Origin of the sequence: Plebeiibacterium marinum (assembly GCF_026013615.1) — a bacterium.
In the GTDB taxonomy this organism is placed as follows: Bacteria; Bacteroidota; Bacteroidia; order Bacteroidales; family Marinilabiliaceae; genus Saccharicrinis; species Saccharicrinis marinus_A.
The window spans coordinates 1-321 of the sequence record NZ_JAPDPI010000179.1 but is presented as its reverse complement, the minus strand read 5'-3'; the positions used below and the strand labels follow the sequence as shown (position 1 = coordinate 321).

At 52.3% G+C, this 321-nt stretch carries 3 tRNA genes; all 3 read right to left on the bottom strand.

Features of this window, described 5'->3' with window-relative positions:
• Nucleotides 1–21 precede the first annotated feature (21 nt).
• The 3 genes from OM074_RS21395 to OM074_RS21385 all read right to left on the bottom strand — a co-directional run bounded on the left by OM074_RS21395 (nucleotide 22) and on the right by OM074_RS21385 (nucleotide 301).
• Nucleotides 22–95: transfer RNA gene (locus OM074_RS21395), tRNA-Asp, on the bottom strand.
• A gap of 29 nt (nucleotides 96–124) precedes the next feature.
• Nucleotides 125–198: transfer RNA gene (locus OM074_RS21390), tRNA-Asp, on the bottom strand.
• Nucleotides 199–227: 29 nt separating this feature from the next.
• Nucleotides 228–301, bottom strand: a tRNA-Asp gene (locus tag OM074_RS21385).
• Nucleotides 302–321 lie beyond the last annotated feature (20 nt).

Below are 321 nucleotides of genomic sequence, written 5' to 3'. Positions count from 1 at the left end.
CTTAAAAAGAAGTAACCTTTGCGGTCTGGACGGGACTCGAACCCGCGACCTCCGGCGTGACAGGCCGGCATTCTAACCAGCTGAACTACCAGACCTGAATCTGAGTTTGTTGTTTTTTGAAAAGCGGTCTGGACGGGACTCGAACCCGCGACCTCCGGCGTGACAGGCCGGCATTCTAACCAGCTGAACTACCAGACCTGAGTCTGAATTTATTGTTTTATAACAAGCGGTCTGGACGGGACTCGAACCCGCGACCTCCGGCGTGACAGGCCGGCATTCTAACCAGCTGAACTACCAGACCAGTATAAAACATAATTCAAT